The 15233-nt window shown below is 59.8% G+C and carries 10 protein-coding genes, 1 pseudogene and 1 CRISPR repeat array; of the genes and pseudogenes, 8 read left to right on the forward strand and 3 right to left on the reverse strand.

Features of this window, described 5'->3' with window-relative positions; translation table 11 throughout:
- Positions 1–159: 159 nt before the first annotated feature.
- The 3 genes from WG78_RS08895 to WG78_RS08905 are packed head-to-tail and all read left to right on the forward strand — an operon-like array spanning position 160 to position 3059.
- Positions 160–900, forward strand: a complete 741-nt coding sequence (locus WG78_RS08895) for an outer membrane protein OmpK (RefSeq protein WP_053937463.1) — start codon at positions 160–162, stop codon at positions 898–900.
- 33 nt (positions 901–933) lie between these two features.
- Entirely contained in the window at positions 934–1818 is an 885-nt protein-coding gene (locus tag WG78_RS08900; RefSeq protein WP_053937464.1) for an EamA family transporter, read from the forward strand.
- Entirely contained in the window at positions 1815–3059 is a 1245-nt protein-coding gene (locus WG78_RS08905) for a nucleoside permease (protein WP_308417197.1), read from the forward strand. Before WG78_RS08900 ends, WG78_RS08905 begins: the two co-directional genes overlap by 4 nt.
- A 75-nt stretch (positions 3060–3134) precedes the next feature.
- Here the strand turns inward: WG78_RS08905 and WG78_RS08910 are convergent, their stop codons facing one another.
- Together WG78_RS08910 and WG78_RS23370 are read right to left on the reverse strand one after the other, a co-directional pair.
- Positions 3135–5843, reverse strand: a complete 2709-nt coding sequence (locus WG78_RS08910) for a P-loop NTPase family protein (RefSeq protein ID WP_053937466.1) — start codon at positions 5841–5843, stop codon at positions 3135–3137.
- A 236-nt stretch (positions 5844–6079) separates the two neighbouring features.
- Positions 6080–6301, reverse strand: a pseudogene (locus tag WG78_RS23370) (hypothetical protein); the annotation flags it as partial.
- A 251-nt stretch (positions 6302–6552) separates the two neighbouring features.
- On the opposite strand from WG78_RS23370, the gene WG78_RS08915 reads away from it, so the two are divergent.
- Genes WG78_RS08915 through cas1f form a run of 5 tightly spaced genes read left to right on the forward strand, consistent with a single transcriptional unit; the run spans position 6553 to position 11207 of the window.
- Positions 6553–7638, forward strand: a complete 1086-nt coding sequence (locus tag WG78_RS08915; RefSeq protein WP_152969135.1) for a hypothetical protein — start codon at positions 6553–6555, stop codon at positions 7636–7638.
- Positions 7635–8549, forward strand: coding sequence for a type I-F CRISPR-associated protein Csy2 (locus WG78_RS08920; protein ID WP_053937468.1), 915 nt, complete (start codon positions 7635–7637; stop codon positions 8547–8549). Before WG78_RS08915 ends, WG78_RS08920 begins: the two co-directional genes overlap by 4 nt.
- 38 nt (positions 8550–8587) lie before the next feature.
- A complete protein-coding gene (gene csy3, locus WG78_RS08925) occupies positions 8588–9715 on the forward strand; it encodes a type I-F CRISPR-associated protein Csy3 (protein WP_053937469.1) in 1128 nt (375 codons plus the stop codon).
- Positions 9712–10251: a type I-F CRISPR-associated endoribonuclease Cas6/Csy4 gene (locus WG78_RS08930; protein WP_053937470.1), complete on the forward strand. Its 540-nt coding sequence runs from the start codon at positions 9712–9714 to the stop codon at positions 10249–10251. Before csy3 ends, WG78_RS08930 begins: the two co-directional genes overlap by 4 nt.
- Entirely contained in the window at positions 10248–11207 is a 960-nt protein-coding gene (cas1f, locus tag WG78_RS08935; protein ID WP_053937471.1) for a type I-F CRISPR-associated endonuclease Cas1f, read from the forward strand. Before WG78_RS08930 ends, cas1f begins: the two co-directional genes overlap by 4 nt.
- A gap of 94 nt (positions 11208–11301) precedes the next feature.
- Positions 11302–13910: direct repeats of the CRISPR family, unit length 28 nt; unit sequence GTTTGCCGCCGTGCAGGCGGCTTAGAAG.
- A 168-nt stretch (positions 13911–14078) separates the two neighbouring features.
- Here the strand turns inward: cas1f and WG78_RS08940 are convergent.
- Positions 14079–15179 (reverse strand): ABC transporter ATP-binding protein, encoded by a 1101-nt coding sequence (locus WG78_RS08940; protein WP_053937472.1) that lies wholly within the window; start codon positions 15177–15179, stop codon positions 14079–14081.
- Positions 15180–15233 lie beyond the last annotated feature (54 nt).

Consider the following 15233-nt stretch of genomic DNA (forward strand, 5'->3'; position numbering starts at 1 on the left):
CGCATCGTTAATAGCCATATCTCTCAAATCCTAAAAGACGGTATTTGCGAACTTCAGTCCGCTTATCCGTTTAGCTATTAGCCGATAAAACCCACTGTAGACCGGCCAGACAATATCCATAAAACGGCCACAGCCTATTTAACCGATGTGGGAGTCGACATGCGTTATCTGATGATTGCAGGTGCAATGCTGTTTGCCGCAGGTGCGGCGCAAGCGGAATATAAAAGCGGGTTTGGCGATGTCAGCGTTAATTATCTGGACTGGAATCACAATCCGGCCAAGCGCGCCAACAATGCCTATATCGAGTTGGAGGGCGCCAGCAATTACGATTGGGGCGAATTGTATGGATTCGTTGATTTCGAGCATTTCAACAATGATTCCGACAAATACTCCTTCTTTGCCAAAGGCCAATTCCGTTATTACTTGACCAAAGACGGCAGCAAGGGGCTGGCCTTCTTTATGCAAGGCAAGCCGGGCGTGGCCAAAGGCTTTCATGAAGTCAATATCGTCACCGGCCTGAGCTACAACTTCTATTTTACCGACGCCTGGTTTGCGCCGTTCTTTGGCGCCTTGTACACCAATAAAAGCGTCAGTGCCGCCAAGGTCGAATTTGCCGGATGGAATGGCTATCAATTGGGTTGGTCGGCTGGCAAGAAATTCAATCTATTGGGCCAGAACTGGCGCGTCACCAACTGGAACGAAATTGATTTCGAGCGCAAATCCAGTTACGTGCCGCGTGGCGCCGATCGTGAAAGCCTGAATGGCGCGCTGTCGCTGTGGTGGCTGCCGTCCGGTCAGTCCGCCTGGTCCCCCGGCATTCAATATCGCTACGCCTGGAATACCCTGGGCCAGCCCGGTTTAACGGACGGCTATATCGCCACCGTTAAATACAACTTCTAAAGCGCATCCGCGCAAACAGGACGGATAGCACTTATGAAGGGTGGGATTCTGGTTTTTCTGGGGGCCTGTAGCTATGGCGTGCTCTCCACGGTGGTGGCGCTGGCGTATCGCGCGGGCTTTGTGCTCAACGATGTAATCGGCAGCCAGTTGGTGGTGGGCGCGCTGATGCTGTGGCTGGTGGTGCTGGCCCGCCGCCGTCAGTGGCGTGCACCAACACTACGCACCGCGCTACCCACCATGATTGCAGGCATTACGACCGGCGCAACCACATTGCTGTATTACGCGACGCTGCAGTTTGTGTCGCCCGCATTGGCCGTGGTGTTGTTCCTGCAATTTACCTGGATGGGCATCGTGCTGGACGGCGTGCTGCAACGGCAATGGCCCGCGCTACCCCGACTGCTGGCGGTGGTCATTATCCTGGTCGGCAGTGCGCTGGCGGTTAACTTGCCCGAGCTGGGTCTGGGCGGGCTTAACTGGCGTGGCACTGCGCTAGGCCTTGCCGCCGCCTTGTGCAACACGCTGCGCATTTATGCCAGCGGCCGCATCGGGGTAAAGCTGGACCCGATGCTGCGCGCGGCATTGATGGTGAGCGGTGGCGCGATTTTCTCATCGCTGATTGTGCCCCCGACCTTCTTGTTGCATGCCGACAGCCTGTGGAATGTGCTCAGCTCTTATGGCCTGTTCCTGGCGTTTTTCGGCTCGGTATTTAGCGTGCTGATGTTCTCGCTGGGCGCGCCGCTGATCAGCACCGGGCTGGCCTCGGTACTGAGCGCCATGCAACTGCCCATCACCATCCTGCTGTCCGTTCTGGTTTTAAAACTGCCGGTGACGCCGCTACAACTGACGGGCGTCGCCGCCATTTTGCTGGGCATTGCCATTGCCGGTGTGCCTGCACGCAAACACGGAAAATCATCATGAAAAACCGTCTGAAAGTTCTCTCGTTTCTGCAGTACTTTATCTGGGGCGCCTGGGTGGTGACGTTTGGCGCATACATGATCCGCACGCTCGGCTTTACCGGCATGCAGGTGGGCGACGTCTACAGCACCAAGGGCTTGGCCGCCATCATCATGCCGGGCCTGCTGGGCATCGTGGCGGACAAATGGGTGCCCGCCAACCGGCTCTATGCCTTGTGCCACACCATCAGCGGCCTGGCGCTGTTCTTTGCAGCGCAAGTGAACGAGCCTGCGGTCATGTTCTGGGTGATGTTGGTCAATATGATGATGTTTATGCCGACCATGGCGTTGTCCAACACCATCACCTATTTTTGCCTGGGTAAAGCCGGACTGGATACGGTGGCCAACTTTCCGCGCATCCGCGTGTTTGGCACCGCTGGCTTTATCGTGGCGATGTGGTCGATCAGCCTGCTGCATTTTGAGCTGAGCAATGTGCAGCTTTACATCGCTGGCACCGCGTCCATCTTGCTGGCGCTGTATGCGCTGACGCTGCCCACCGTGCCCACCGCCGAACGCAGCGCCAATCAAAGCCTGGCCAGCCGTTTTGGCCTGGATGCCTTCGTCCTGTTTAAACGGCCGCAAATGGCGCTGTTCTTTTTGTTTGCCATGCTGCTGGGCGTTGTACTGCAAGTGACCAACACCTTCGGCAATCCGTTCTTGCACGACTTTGCCAGCCAACCGCAATACGCCGATAGCCTGGTGGTGCAATATCCGTCGATGCTGCTGTCGATGTCGCAGATTTCCGAGATCTTCTTCATCATGGCCATCCCGTTCATGCTGCGTAAATTCGGCATCAAGACGGTGATGGTGATCAGCATGCTGGCCTGGACGCTGCGCTTTGGCTTCTTCGCCATCGGCAATCCCTCGCCGATGGGCATGGTGTGGCTGCTGCTGTCGATGGTGGTGTACGGCTGCGCATTCGACTTCTTTAATATCTCGGGCTCGATCTACATCGAGAAAGAAGTCAGCCCGCAGATTCGCGCCAGTGCACAAGGTCTGTTCATGACCATCGTCAACGGTCTGGGCGCGTTTGTGGGCGCCAAAGCCAGCGGCGCGATTGTGGACCACTACACCGTAAGCGGCACGCGGGACTGGCACACCATCTGGATGATTTTTGCGGCTTATGCGCTGACGCTAGCCATCGTGTTTTCGCTGGGCTTTCGCTATAAGCACGTGCCGCAGGAAATGGCGCAGGTGCGGCATTAATCCCTTGGCGGATGCGTAATACAAATGGAAGCCGGCCTTGCGCCGGCTTTTTAGTGCGCCGCTTCGGGCGACGCGTTAACGCTCAACTTGCTTCAGATAAAAGCCGAACGACGCATCGCGCCAGACTTCCTGCTCCGGACGGGCCGTCACCGTGTCGCCCACCGAAACATTCGACTGCGCTGTATTGCGCAACATCACGCTTAGCCCACGCTCCAGATCGACCTCGTGCATTTCACATTGCGCCGCCAGTTCATCCAGCGACCAACTCAGCCACGCATTGGCGCGCCGGCCACCGCCCTCGCTACGCACCTCGCGGGGTAAACATTGCGTGCCCGCCCGGCCGGGCAAGGTGCGGCAGCAAATAAAACGCCATTCACCGGCGTGTTTTTCAGCATGCCAGGCATCCTGCACATCGCGCTCACGCAAAGCATAGCGACGATACCAGGCCTCGCTCATCCACATCCCGGCAGATTGGCCCAACAGGATGGCCAGCGGCGTCGCTAGCGCCTGCTGCATCAGGCGATCTTCGTCGGCCGCCATCGGCGTGCCGGGGTCAAAGCGCAAGCGCGCATCAAGATTGCCGAAGCGCGATAGCCACGCATCGTCGCCCAACAATTGTTGGAGATCAGTATCGCTATAAAACAGGGTGTGCCCGGGCTGGCGTTGCTGCCGGGGCGATGCCGGTTCCAGACCCGGCAGACAGAACACGCCGTGCATGCCGTTCTCGTACAGATCCAGCCCCCGCGCCCACCGGAAATTACGCTGCAACAGCGCCACATTCGGCGCGGAAACCGGTGTTTGCCGGTGCCGATTAACCCGCCCCACCGTCTGCACGATCGAATGCACGCTGGATGGCTCAATCACCGCCCAATCGAAATCATGATCGCGACCCACCTCTTCGACCGGCGTGGCCACCACAATAAAAGGCACGCTGGACGAACTCGACGCTGCCAGCGCCTGGCGGATGAGCGGGTCATTGGCGGTATGCGCATTGGCCTGCTCGCCTCTACCTTTGCGCGTCAGCAAATAGTCCAGGCGTTGTTCTTTCAGGTAACGCTGCATCATGAAATCGTTGGCGTGATAACAGGCGATTTGCGCATGCGGCAGCGCGTCGGCCAATACGCGCGCTACCTCAATCGCCTGCACCACGTTAGCGATGCGCACCAGGCCGAATGTCAGCGATTTCTGTGCTGCAGGCACGGGCCAGGCATGTGCGGCGTGTAATTGGCTGACCGCTTGCACAATCGCCTGCATGATCGGCCGCTGCGCACCCATCAGGCCCGCATCACGCGCTGGCACCGGCGCAAGGCAGGCTAGCCGTATCGGTTGTCGGGGCAACGCGGCCAGCAATCCCTCCAGGTACTCGCGATAGCCAGCGTTAAAGTCCGGCGTCAGATCGAGCCATTGCGGCGCGATACGGTCGTTGATGAGCAAGGCCTGCCCTGCCATGACCTCGCCGTGCAACGCGGCGCGCATGGCCAGGCCGTGTGCAAACGCTTGCTGTACGGCGCTGGCCACCGGTTCCGCGAGCGTGGCCGACGCGCAGATGACGTTGCGCCCCAACAGCGCCGCCATCTGCACCACCCGCAAGACCGCAATCAAGGCCGGGGGATCATAGGAATCCAGCTCATCCAGCACCAGATCGCTATCCTGCAAGCGCAGCAAAGCCTGCACATGGCGTGCTTGCTGGCCAGGATTGCCCGCATGAATGATGAAATCCACCGTTGAAACCAGGATGGGCGCAGCCAACAAACGGCGCGTACGCGGTTTGCCATGGGTAAGAATCGCCGTCCAGGCGGGCGCATCGAAATCGGCGCCTACGGTATCCACGTCCACCGGGTCTTCATCATCCAGATCAAAAGCGGTGGGGGAATCGCGTTGCGCCAGTCGGGCCAGCAATTGATCGCCAATCACCGTCGCCAGTTCGTCCGCGCCGATGCCAAAGCCCGTGCGCAGTGCTTCGCCCGTTTGCAGCGTCAGCGTGCGCAGATTAAGCGCAATCACAAAGCGTGGCTCGTCGCGCAGGGCGCAGGCCATCTTGGCATTGGCGCGCGTTTTACCCGAGCCGGTGCCCGCCACATTCAGCACCAACAGCGGCGTCTGCGATTGCTGCCGATAGGTGCTGATGGCGCGCACCGCTTGATCTTGCCAGGCAAATGCGGGGGTATCCGCCGGAGCCAGAATCCGTTGTGCCGATTCCGGCGACAGGCCCGGCCACGACGGCTGATGCATGCGCCAGGCATAATCGGCGGCGCGCTGCGCCACGTGTTGCAGATGCCAGTTCAGCGGCTGGTCCAGACGGCGTGCGCCAGCGGGCGTGCTTTTGGTATTGGCGTACGGCGGCTTTCCGGTCGCGCCGTGCTGTTTCTGATAATCGATTGCCGACACGCTATGGTCCGCCAGAATCAGCGCCGCGCGCGCCAACAGCGTCAGCCCGCGCCAATACAGTTCTGGCTCGGCCAAGGTGGGTGTGGCGGCCGCCAGCCGCGCCATGGCTGCCGCCAGTTGCTTGAGCGTAGCGGCATCCAGCTCGGGCTTTTCCTGCTTTGGCATATCCAGGGCCGGGGGCACGTGCCGGCTACCATCTGGCGCGCTGTATCCGGTGAGCGGTCCAGGCAGTTTGTGATGGCTGGCCACAATAAACGCCAGCGCTGATTGCCAGTTGCGAATGCCGTGCTGCCAATCCGCCACGCCTCGGCCGGTTTCCTGCAGCAGCGCAGGCTGGAGCGATGACCATGCTTGCGGCCAGTCTTTGCCCTGCAACAACTGTCCCAACAAATGCATCGAAAGCCACTCGTGGCGCAGCGGAAATGCGTGGCGCGTTGATCTGGCGAGCTGGCCGGGGCCAAAAGCCTGGCCGCAAATGCCTGTTCCGCCTTGCCCAGATCGTGCGCCCAACCTGCGGCGCTGGCCAACAGACACACCGCGCGCAGCCACGCGGGCGTGGGTTTGCGCTTGCGCCGGGTGGTGCCGACTGCGTATTGCCCGTCCGGGCCAAAGGCGCTGCGCGCGCCGACTACCCACAGCAGTTTCATACGCTGCCGACCTTCGTTGCGATAACACGCCACGGCCGTCTGGCGCGTGGCTTTTTGTCGCAACAGGCTACGCAAGGCCTGCATGCCTTCGCTGGTAATGGGTGTGGCCCAACTGCGTTCGCCCGTACGAACGGCATAGCTGTCGAGCACCGCGCGCGTGCGTCTGAGCGCGCGGTGGTGGCAGGCGGAAATCAGCGTGATGTGCATGGCGACGAGTGCGGTGTGGCAGCGGGAAATCGTAGTGTGAGCGCCCCACCACGCAGCCGCGCTGGTAGCATTTTACTTGCCGATGTCAATTAAATAATGCACGCCAGCGCGCTATTAAAACCCGCCTCGCCACAACCCGACTGGACGCACTACCGGAGGCGCAATGCGCTCACAAGTTTTGATCTAGCCCAGGATTTCAGGCATTCGGGTGGCGCTACGCTGGGGCATTCATGTTGAAAAGGGCGTGAGAAATGGCGAGTAAGAAATCACAGAAAGCTGCTCTTGAGTGGCAGCCGCTGCCGCCGGATGCATATCGGAAAACTATCAAAGGACTGGTTCATCTTTCAGCCAAAATCAGCAATTCAAAAACACGGGCAGGCGTGCGATTGGCCAAATCCAGTGCACTGCCTCTGCCCTACGTGTCCGTGCGCACTCTGCTGGCGCACACGGAAGAACTGGATCTGGATTACGCGGTTCTGCACACGTCCAAATCGCAGGCATTCAAACAAATAAATGCTGCGCGAATTGATTCCGCCGTTCGTGCCAACGCCGACAAGGCTGAAATTAACGAAATTGATGAAGGCTGGAATGAAGCAGCACAACAACATTTCGAGACTGGCACGGCGTTCATTTCGATGCGGCTATCCCAGCTGCTATTACCGGTGGGCAATGGCGAATACCGCGCATTTACCCCACTGGCTTCAGCATCGCTGGCAAAACTGATAGATCAGCACATCGACGCTCACCACACGCGTTGCAAAGAGCAGCCGAAAGGCGGTGAGCTTCGATGGATACCCCGTGCCGTTATCGGCATCGGTGGCACCAAATGGCAAAACGCCGGCAGTCTGGTCCGCCATTTCAAACCCCTGGTTTGTGCAGCGCCCGTTGAAAACCGCAATATCAAACACGCGCTGCATCTGTTCTACCACGGTGGCTCAATCACGCTTCGACACACGCTGATGCGGGAATGGCGCGCCAGCCTGGTCCGGGTTCAAACCACGGGGTCCAACTCCGCTGTCGCACGGGCTACAGAACGTGACGTCATCCGACGCATCGTGTTTGACGTCTTGGCCGCAAATCGGACCAAAGCTCAAACCTTGCACCGCCACCGGGCGTACTTGCCCACCAAGGACGATAGCCTGCTCGCCGCCAGCGTTGCGCTAGTGCCGCGTGGTCTGGTGTTGCCGGAGGAACGTAGCGCTGAATGGCGCGAACAGTTTGGTGCCCGGCTGGCACAGGCCATGGCCAGTTATTCGTACCTCGACACGCAGCGCACCGCTTCGCTTGATCCCGCCGCCATCCACTGGTTGGCCACCACCATCGAGGGGGCGCTATGAGCTACGTGCTGATTCCACGCCTGCGTATCAACCATGCCAATGCGTTCGTCGGTCGCTACGCCATCAGCCCGGCACAGGTAATGGCAATAACGCTGTTTGCCCACAACCTGGCGCGCCATGTACTGCCAACGGGCTTTGACTACTCTGCGGTCGGCGTCGCCATCATTCATCACGACGCGCAGATGCTCGGAGAAGCCCCCTACGCGATGAATAAAAAGTCTGCCGCTTTTCATCCGCAGCAACGCCGTGGCGCGGCGCTGATCGACAACAACGACTATGCCCAAGGCAGCAAGTCCGCTTTGTCGCTGCAGCCGGTGGCCACCTGCCATCTGACGGTGTCGCTGGTTGTGCATCTGCCAGGCGCGTTTTCGGAGTTAAAACTCGCCCGCTTTTTGCAGCGAGCTCGCATTGCAGGCGGCCTGGTCATCGGCCATGGCGAGTTGCAGATCGAAGCGGAATGGCAATCGCTGAAACTGCCGCAAGGCTACTGGATCATCGACCGCAGCGACCTGCTAGAGGGCAATCCGCTCGACGCGTTGATTGCCGCATTGGGCCGCCAGGCCAGAGAACCCGTAGCGGAAGAACCGGCCGACGCCGAGACGGAAGAGACCGCGAAAATCGAACCCGCCTTACCCACATCGTGGCTAGCCCCCGCCGTGCTTGCCTATGCCGCCGCAACCGACTTTGCATGCCGTACCGGCGTACGCATGGCCTTGGGGCTGGACGGAGCACCCGACGAGATTCCATTGCATGCCTGGGGCGAAGCCATGCTGGGGCTGGTGCAGTACGTCAGCCAGCGCCACTGGGCGAGCTTGCCTGATGTTGCGCCCCTGCCGTTCTGGTACCCCACCTGGCTGCGCGACGACGTGTTTGCCGTACGTATGTCCGCACCTCCAATCGCCTCTTTTTAGCTCTCAGGTTCCACCTTACTCAATCAAAGGATGTTTTTATGCCAAGCAAAAACAAACCCGCAAGCAAGCTACCCGGCGTACTGGCCTTTCAACGTAGCCTGCTGCTCAGCGACGCCGCCTTTTACAGCGTAATGCCCGATGGCAGCACGTCTCCGGTGCAGGTCATTCGCCACGGCATACGTGGTACGCAGAACACCAATCAAGACGGGAATAAAGAGACCTCGACGACTGGCACTGCCGAGCGCGTGGAGGTCAGCCAGATCCAGATTACCGACAGTGCGCGGCTGGATTGCGAGGCGGTGGCGCTGGAGGTGCGTTTTGATCTGCGCATGCTCGACCTGAAGGGATCACTGTTTACCTGCGCGTTGGGCAAAAAACAGAAGGGCGAAGAGGTCGCCGAATTCCGTGCCAGCTTCGATGAGTTTATCGAACGCGCTTATTCATCAGCGGGTCTGCAAGAAGTGGCAAGACGCATAGCCCGCAACATCTTTAACGGGCGCTGGCTGTGGCGCAATCGAACGCTGGCGTGTGCGATCACGGTTCGGGTCACCAACGCCAATGACAAGGTCTATACGCAAGACGCGCTCGCTATTTCGACTAGCCAGTTTGGCGACTACAGCGCGGCTGAAATTTCGGTCGGCAACATCATCGCGGAGGGTTTGTGCGGAAACACCACCGCTACCACCTTGCGCATCAGCGCCACGCTCGACTTCGGGTTGCGCGGCGCGGTCGAAGTTTATCCATCGCAAAATTACGTGGAAGAGAAGCCCAAGGGCTTTGCGCGGCCGCTCTATGCCTTAGGGGTGCCCGAACCACGAGACAGCAATCCAGAAATCAAGCTCGACTTTGTCGCCACCCGGGTGATGGGCCACGCCGCGTTGCGTGACCAGAAAGTCAGCAATGCGCTGCGCACGATCGACACGTGGTATCCGGCATATCCCGAAATCGGCCGCCCCATTCCGGTTGAACCCAATGGCGCCAACCTTGATGCGCAGCGGCGTTTTCGCGATCCAAAAACCAATACAAGCGCGTGGATATACGCAGGCAAGATGCGCGGGCTTGATCCCGACAGCGACGGCGGGATGTACATGATCGCCAGCCTGATCCGCGGCGGGGTGTTCAGCAGCAGTACTGAAGAAAAGAAAAACGAGGATGCAACAGAATGAACCACGCCGCCTTCTACCTTGATATCGTCGCGAGCGGACAGCCCGTTCCTGGTACAGCGGCGCAGGTCGTGCGGGCGTTACACCACGCCTTTAAATTCGTGCCTGACACTTACGCAATCGCACTACCTGACGCTAATCCATTCAAACGCATCCGCATCTTTGCCGAAACCGCGCCCGCGCTGCACGACTTGCACGCGCACTTGCAAGATGAGCCCGCCATCCATCAATTTGGCTACTTTCGCGCGGTGGCTGCGGTACCTCAGCCGTTTGATGGCCTATGGGTCAGCTATCGGCGCTACCGCATTCCCACGCGCAAAGCGGAGCGCAACGCGGGTGGCACGGTGCGCGTGCGGCGCATCTTGCAGGCCGACGCATTGCGGCTGCCGTTCTTTGATATGCGCAGCAAAAGCACGGGGCAGAATTTCCGGCTCTATATTCAGCCGTGCCCGGCCGAGCCGAACGCCACCGCGTTACTGCCCGACGGGTATGGGCTAGCCAGCGCCACCCGGCCGTTTGCGCTGCCGGTGCTGCCTTGAGCCAGGGCCGCCCGCGTAAACCTCAGCAGATTCTGCTATCGAAACGGGCGAATCTGTTTTATCTGGAACACGCGCGCGTTCTGCAAAAGGACGAGCGCGTGCTCTATTTAACCGAGACGCTCAACGACATCGACCAGTACTTCAACATTCCTGAGCGCAATACGGCATTGCTGCTGTTGGGCAAGGGCTGTTCGATTACCGACGCGGCGGTGCGGCGGCTGGCCGAATCCAATGTAATGCTGGGCTTTTGCGGCAGCGGTGGCACGCCGCTGTTCGCATCGACCGAGCCTGTTTTCTTGTCACCACAATCGGAATACGGGCCCACCGAATACATGCAGGCATGGGCGCGGCTGTGGTTTGACGAAGCGAAAAGGCTGGATGCCGCGCGGGATGCATTGCGCGAGCGCATCCGCTATTGCCGGGCCAGTTGGGCCAGCAACGAATATCTGCGCCAGCACAAGGTGCAACCCTCGGGGCTGGCCGCCGGGCGCTTTGAACAGGTCATCACCGCAGCCATCAGCACGCAGGATCTGCTGCTGGCCGAGGCCGCCTGGGCGCGCCAACTGTATGCACTTCTGGCGCGCCAGCACCAGGTTGACTTCAGCCGCGCGGAAGGTGTCGGCGCCAAGGACAGCAAGGCCGAGCGCATCAACAGCTTTCTGGATCACGGCAACTACTTGGCTTATGGCCTGGCGGCGGTCGCGCTTAATGGCTTGGGCATCAGCTTCTGTTTTCCACTGCTGCACGGCAAAACCCGCCGTGGCGCGCTGGTGTTTGATATCGCCGATCTGGTCAAAGACGCGCTGGTTATGCCGCTGGCGTTTGAATGCGGCGCGAACCTGCGCTGCACAGACCAGGAATTCCGCGGCCGCATGATCGAAACGCTGCAGGAAAGCGAGGCGCTGGATTATCTGTTTGGCTTCGTTAAATCGACGTGCCAGAAATACGATTGTTAACAAGGAGTTAGCGGGGATGCAAAAAAATGAAGTCAATCGGCATAAAACGAAGGTAGGTGATTGATTGGGTTGAGGTTTGGAACTGGGATTTTCAGTTTGCCGCCGTGCAGGCGGCTTAGAAGAGTCCCGCGTAGCAATAGCGCCCGTGTAGCATGTTTGCCGCCGTGCAGGCGGCTTAGAAGTGGGTAAGGACACCACCAACGCGATTGTGACTGTTTGCCGCCGTGCAGGCGGCTTAGAAGTTTTTTTGCTCGCTGCCGAACGGCAGGGAACTGTTTGCCGCCGTGCAGGCGGCTTAGAAGTGCTGCGTGCCAGTCTGTATCTGATTCGGCCCGTTTGCCGCCGTGCAGGCGGCTTAGAAGCCACGTTACACCCCCATGTTGAGTCGGTATGGGTTTGCCGCCGTGCAGGCGGCTTAGAAGATGGACGTGGCTGCGATGCAGGCGACCAGTAAGTTTGCCGCCGTGCAGGCGGCTTAGAAGTTCTGATACGACTCCATGCGCTCACCGAGGCTGTTTGCCGCCGTGCAGGCGGCTTAGAAGATGCCGGCCGACTCCATCGCCGGCGCCAACCAGTTTGCCGCCGTGCAGGCGGCTTAGAAGAATTTCGCGGATCTCGAACTTCTCGGCATCATGTTTGCCGCCGTGCAGGCGGCTTAGAAGAGAGTATCGAGACGCGGCGCGGGGCAAAGCTCGTTTGCCGCCGTGCAGGCGGCTTAGAAGACATTGGGGACTTCTTGCGCTTCCTGCGCCCCGTTTGCCGCCGTGCAGGCGGCTTAGAAGACCGAAAAAGAAAAAGACGACGCATACGACGCGTTTGCCGCCGTGCAGGCGGCTTAGAAGAAGCCTATACGGCCGCTGCGGGGAATAGTGCGGTTTGCCGCCGTGCAGGCGGCTTAGAAGTCGAGGGGCAAAGCGCGGGGCTTTCTCGTTTGGTTTGCCGCCGTGCAGGCGGCTTAGAAGTTCTTCGCGGCCCAGACAAGTCAGGCCAGGGGGTTTGCCGCCGTGCAGGCGGCTTAGAAGTGACCGGAAAAGTCGTCGATGATGCCTTCTTTGTTTGCCGCCGTGCAGGCGGCTTAGAAGACCACGATCAGTGCGAAAATCGAAAGGGGTAGGTTTGCCGCCGTGCAGGCGGCTTAGAAGACGCTGGCGCCGAAGCGATCGCGGCGCCGCAAGTTTGCCGCCGTGCAGGCGGCTTAGAAGGCAAGCGGGCCACAAAGTGGGTAGATAACGCCGTTTGCCGCCGTGAAGGCGGCTTAGAAGGCTTCGCTTTAGTCATACGCGCCTTGCGCTCGGTTTGCCGCCGTGAAGGCGGCTTAGAAGGTGGCGCCAGAGCGCTGCACGATGGTGTTGCAATTTGCCGCCGTGAAGGCGGCTTAGAAGCATCTGCAAATTGATCAATGGCGCCGTTAAAAGTTTGCCGCCGTGCAGGCGGCTTAGAAGACTATACCGCCGACATATTGAGCGTATACGGTGTTTGCCGCCGTGCAGGCAGCTTAGAAGTGTTGAGCGAAAACACAAGACAAGCAGCGCCAGTTTGCCGCCGTGCAGGCGGCTTAGAAGTGCCAGCCCGGCGCGAAATGCTGCCATGGTGGGTTTGCCGCCGTGCAGGCGGCTTAGAAGAGGATATGGGCCGACGTCACTTCGCCGAGCGGGTTTGCCGCCGTGCAGGCGGCTTAGAAGAAGTTAATCAGCGTACGTGGGCGATTGAATCGGTTTGCCGCCGTGCAGGCGGCTTAGAAGATGCTGGACCTCACCAAGCAGCCCGTTTCGAAGTTTGCCGCCGTGCAGGCGGCTTAGAAGCGGCTGGGCGCGATCATGAATGTGATGAAGCAGTTTGCCGCCGTGCAGGCGGCTTAGAAGTTGGAATATGGGTTTTCAAATCAGGCACCGGCGTTTGCCGCCGTGCAGGCGGCTTAGAAGATAAGCCCGGCGACGACCAGGACCGCGCCCACGTTTGCCGCCGTGCAGGCGGCTTAGAAGCGAAATAATGCGCACCATGCGCGACTTGATTAGTTTGCCGCCGTGCAGGCGGCTTAGAAGAAGCGCAAGGCGCGCGAAGCGAACGAACTCAAAGTTTGCCGCCGTGCAGGCGGCTTAGAAGTGATCACCGACGAGATGCGCCGGGGCATCGAGGTTTGCCGCCGTGCAGGCGGCTTAGAAGATTTCAATCAAGCGGCCGTATTGCCGGGTCTCGTTTGCCGCCGTGCAGGCGGCTTAGAAGGCAATCAACATCGTGATTTGCGCATCCTGCTCGTTTGCCGCCGGGCAGGCGGCTTAGAAGTGGATGTGAAGCGCGAGACGATCAAGCGCGGTGTTTGCCGCCGTGCAGGCGGCTTAGAAGATGGCCGCCATTGTGCGCACAGAGTCCGGTGGGTTTGCCGCCGTGCAGGCGGCTTAGAAGAAGACCATGCGCGCCGCTGGCAAGACGTATCTGTTTGCCGCCGTGCAGGCGGTTTAGAAGATTGCTGGACCGCTTGGGGCGAGATGCCCAGCGTTTGCCGCCGTGCAGGCGGCTTAGAAGAGTGGAAGCCACGGGCCATTATCCCGGCCAGAGTTTGCCGCTGTGCAGGCGGCTTAGAAGGACGACACGCGGGGCGCCGACCTCGTCCGCCTGTTTGCCGCCGTGCAGGCGGCTTAGAAGTCGGATGATGCGGCCCTAGCGCAGGCTAAAGCGTCTGCCGCCGTGCAGGTGGCTTAGAAGGCCAAAGGCAGCATGGGCACGCTGCGCCCCCTGTCTGCCGCCGTGCAGGCAGCATATGAAAGCCCATCCCACTCAACACAGGGCTCCCGCCCTTCTCCACCCCCAACCCGCACCAACAAAAATGCCCCGCATCCGCGGGGCATTTTCACATCCAACCACCTTCAAGCATCAAACCGTACGCTTGAACGCCAGGCCAGCCTCATCAAACACCAGTGCGCTGGTTTCCGGGAACACCAGGCGGACCGCGTCGCCGCGTTTCAGGTTGGTGTAGTGGCCCGGCAGTTTGACGGCGAGGATGTCGTTCACGCCCGGAATCTCGACATACGCCAGCACGATATCGCCCAAGTGTTCCACCAGATCAACGCGTGCCGGGATGCCGACATCGCCTTCGGTGGCCAGCTGGATATGTTCCGGACGCACGCCCAGCGTCACTTTGGAGCCCGCTGTTGCGCGCGAAGCGTCGACGGCGGCGCGCACGGTGATGCCCTTGGGCAGGCGCACCACGGCCAGGCCGTTTTCGACACCCACCAGTTGCGCTTCCAGCAGGTTCATCTTGGGCGAGCCGAGGAAGCCAGCCACAAACAGGTTGGCCGGGTTTTCATACATTTCCAGCGGCGAACCCACTTGCTGCACCACGCCTGCGTTAAACACCACGATACGGTCGGCCAGGGTCATGGCTTCAACCTGATCGTGCGTGACGTAGATCATGGTGGTCTTGAGATCGGCGTGCAGCTTGGACAACTCGACGCGCATATTCAGACGCAGCGATGCGTCCAGGTTCGACAACGGCTCGTCAAACAAGAACACTTGCGGCTCGCGCACGATGGCGCGGCCGATGGCCACACGTTGGCGCTGGCCGCCCGACAGGGCTTTGGGCTTGCGTTCCAGCAGGTGGGTGATTTGCAGAATCTCGGCAGCGCGTTGCACGCGTTTGTCGATTTCAGCTTTGTCCGCGCCCGCCAGTTTCAGCGAGAACGCCATGTTGTCGTACACGCTCATATGCGGGTACAGCGCATAGCTCTGGAACACCATGGCGATGCCGCGTTTGGATGCGTGCACATCGTTGGCGAGCGCGTCGCCAATCATCAATTCGCCTTCGGTGATGTCTTCCAGGCCGGCGATCATGCGCAGCAGCGTGGATTTACCGCAGCCCGACGGGCCGACGAAAACGACGAATTCGCCGTCTTTAATTTGCAGATCGACGCCTTTGATGACCGTAACGTCTTTGGTGTAACTCTTTTTAATGCCCTTGAGCGTAACCGATGCCATTTACTCGATTCCCTAAAATTCTTGATGGTTCTGAAGCGTATCTGTGGTGTGCCG

Origin of the sequence: Amantichitinum ursilacus, from assembly GCF_001294205.1 — a bacterium.
Taxonomy (GTDB): domain Bacteria; phylum Pseudomonadota; class Gammaproteobacteria; order Burkholderiales; family Chitinibacteraceae; genus Amantichitinum; species Amantichitinum ursilacus.